4 protein-coding genes are annotated in these 3,251 nt (G+C 36.7%); all 4 read right to left on the reverse strand.

Features of this window, described 5'->3' with window-relative positions:
* Positions 1-202: 202 nt before the first annotated feature.
* Complete coding sequence (locus RT405_RS01980) at positions 203-715, reverse strand: hypothetical protein (protein WP_313467122.1); 513 nt, start codon at positions 713-715, stop codon at positions 203-205.
* 36 nt (positions 716-751) lie between these two features.
* Entirely contained in the window at positions 752-1,639 is an 888-nt protein-coding gene (ftsX, locus tag RT405_RS01985) for a permease-like cell division protein FtsX (protein WP_035029990.1), read from the reverse strand.
* Positions 1,629-2,315, reverse strand: a complete 687-nt coding sequence (ftsE, locus tag RT405_RS01990) for a cell division ATP-binding protein FtsE (RefSeq protein WP_035029993.1) — start codon at positions 2,313-2,315, stop codon at positions 1,629-1,631. The genes ftsX and ftsE overlap by 11 nt, the downstream gene beginning before the upstream one ends.
* 365 nt (positions 2,316-2,680) lie before the next feature.
* A partial coding sequence (locus RT405_RS01995; RefSeq protein WP_313467125.1) for a peptide chain release factor-like protein occupies positions 2,681-3,251 on the reverse strand: 571 nt, incomplete at its 5' end.

Below are 3,251 nucleotides of genomic sequence, written 5' to 3' on the forward strand. Positions count from 1 at the left end.
TTCATTTGTGCTCGTTTTTGTTTCAGCTGCGGACACTTGTGTTGTTTCTTTTGAAGTAGTCGCAGTAGCTACAGCTTTTGCTTCATCCTTATCTGAAGAACTTGTCTTGATAACTGCAGTCGTTTTAGCAGCTTTTAATTCTTGAGCAGCTTTTTCTGCTTTTTCTTTAGTTGCCAAAAGTTGTGCTTTTTCTGTTTCAACATTAGATTTTTCTGCTGCGATAGATGCAACTACAGCTTCTTTTTCTATCTTCAGCTTGTGCTTTTACTAACGCTTGGTTAGCCGAAACTAATTTAGAAACAACATCAGCACGTCCTAAAACATCTGCAAAAGATTCAGACTCTAAAATAAAATCAACATAATTTTGCGTGTCGCCGTTCACTTGTACTGTACGAGCTTGTTCCGCCAATTTATCTTCGCGAGCTGCAATAGCAGCATTCAAAGTATCGATTTGTTTTGTAAGTTCTTTCAATGTTGATTGTGCTTTTGACATTTCAGCCATCATTGAAGCAGCATTTTCTTCATTTTCTGAAATTTGATCTGTGATCTCTGCTAATTCATTTGCAACTGATTTTTTTTCGTTTTCAAGTTGATTGATTTTTTCAGTTGCTTGGCTGATGTCATCATCAACAGCTGCCTTTGCTGTTAAAGGGGTTAAACATGTGGTTGTTCCTAACGTAGCTATTAAAACAAGAGTTATGAGTTTCTTATTCACTTTTTCTTTCCTCCATTTTCCCTAAATGCTTTTTTATTATACTTTTAAGAATCTTCTAATTGAAATTGATGAACCAATTGCTCCAATCAATACTCCGACTGCAACCATTAAGCCGCCGATTTGGTATAAGAATGGAATGGGTGTTAATAATGAAAAGTAGGTTCCTGATAAATAAGCTGTTCCTATATCAAAAATCGTTACATAAAGGAAACTGATTAATGCAACAGGAATGAGTGATCCAATCAACCCAATCAGTGCTCCTTCTACTAAGAAAGGCCATCTGATAAACCAATTGGTTGCTCCTACTAATTTCATGATTTCTATCTCTGTTCTGCGTGACATGATAGTGATACGAATGGTATTAGAAATCAAGAAAACAGCTGTTAATACCAGTGCTACTATAACGATCGCTCCAACATTTCGTACTGTGCCCATTGTTTTAAACAAGTTATCTGCTGTGGCACCACCGTAATTGACTTTTGCAACTTGTTCTAAGCCTTCTGCTTCTTTAGCTACCGTCTTAGTATACTGCGGTGCATCTGTATTTACGATAAATACATTGTATAAAGGATTGTCGTCTCCCTGGAATAAATTAAATTCATTTCCATAGCTGCCAACGACTTGCTTTAATTCGTTTTCTCTACTTGAAAATTCAACTGTGGAAACATGATCAAGTGCGGATAGTTTAGTTTCTAATTCTTTTTGCTGTCCTTCATCTGCCGCTAAGTCGATATACACTCTTACGCTGACGTCATTTTCAATATCAGTAGCTAATTTGTTTACATTCATCAACATAGCGATAAACGAACCAACTAATAATAACGTAACCGCAACCGCACTGACCGCTGCAATCGACATCCAGCCATTTCTTTTCAAGCTCTTTAAGCTTTCTATGAAATGTCTTTTAATTGTTCTAAGCTTCATATCCGTAGTCTCCTTCCAATTGATCTCGGACGATTCGTCCATTCTCAACCGCAAGTACACGGTGTTTAACGACGTTTACGATTTGGCTGTTATGTGTCGCCATAATCACGGTCGTTCCTTGATTATTGATTTCTTCTAATATATTCATGATCTCCCATGATGTATCCGGGTCAAGATTACCTGTTGGTTCATCAGCAATCAATACTCGCGGCATATTAGCGATAGCTCTAGCGATGGCTATTCTTTGTTGCTCTCCGCCGGACAGTTCGTTCGGAAACATTCTGATTTTGTGTTTCAATCCAACTAACTCTAAAACTTCTAAGACGCGTTTTTTAATGACTTTAGGATTTTTTTCAACTACTTCCATTGCATACGCAATGTTTTCGTACACTGTTAGCCTTGGCAACAATTTAAAGTCTTGGAAGACCACTCCGACATGACGTCTTAAATAAGGAATGTCTTTGTCTTTCATAGTCATTAAGTCAAAATCGCCAACTTTGATTGTTCCTTTACTTGCTTTTTCTTCACGATACATCATTTTAATAAACGTTGATTTACCAGCACCACTGGGGCCGACTACATAAACGAATTCACCTTGTTCAATACGGATTGTTAAACCGTTAATTGCTGTAATGCCATTAGGATATTTCTTATAGACATTTAGCATTTCAATCATCTTATCACCTAACTTTTTTTAATTTCTGCTATTTCTTTAGTATTGTTGCTGTTTAAGGGTCTTCGTCATTCAATCCTTAATCATTATAGCACTCAAAAAAACAATGTCTGTTGTAGTTTGTTTACAAATACATTTCAAAGTGTCGCAGTACTGTAACGAACTGTATTATTTCCGCCATTTTTTACACACATTTTCCCAATCACCACTATAGCCTTTAATTATCCTCTAAAATCAATTATCCTCCCCATAAGAAACTTATATACCCTTCAAATTGGGAAGTCGTTTTCCGATTATTACAGTGGCTTCACACAAAAAAACTGTCAAAATAGATTTTTTGACAGTTTTATGACAAAACTCACTTAATTTTAATTTTTTTGCGCTAATGTGCTTCTCAAATAGGCTTGAATAAATGGATCTAAGTCTCCATCCATGACACTTGTAATATTTCCTGTTTCATAATTGGTTCTATGATCTTTGACCATTGTATAAGGATGAAACACATACGATCTGATTTGAGAGCCCCATCCAATTTCTTTTTGTTCTCCTCTGATTTCAGCCATTTCTTTTTCTTTTTCTTCTACTTCTAGTTGATGCAGTTTGGCTTTCAACATGCTCATGGCTTGTTCTCGGTTCTTCATTTGTGAACGCTGTGCTTGGCTAGCTACTACTACTCCGCTAGGAATATGCGTGATCCGAATAGCAGAATCTGTTTTATTAATGTGTTGTCCACCTGCTCCGCTAGCCCGATACGTATCAACCTTTAGATCATCTGGATTGATATCAATATCTATGTTTCCTTCTAATTCCGGAATAACGTCGATTGAAACAAAAGAAGTATGTCTGCGTCCCGCTGAATCAAAAGGGGAGATCCGTACTAAACGATGGACTCCTTTTTCAGCTTTTAAATAGCCATAAGCATTCCGTCCTTTGATCAAT

It is taken from the genome of Carnobacterium sp. (assembly GCF_032094055.1).
Taxonomy (GTDB): Bacteria; Bacillota; Bacilli; order Lactobacillales; family Carnobacteriaceae; genus Carnobacterium_A.

Excerpts from the sequence above, each read along its gene's own strand:
- ftsX (WP_035029990.1), bottom strand. The coding sequence starts at position 1,639 with ATGAAGCTTAGAACAATTAAAAGACATTTCATAGAAAGCTTAAAGAGC.
- ftsE (WP_035029993.1), bottom strand. The coding sequence starts at position 2,315 with ATGATTGAAATGCTAAATGTCTATAAGAAATATCCTAATGGCATTACA.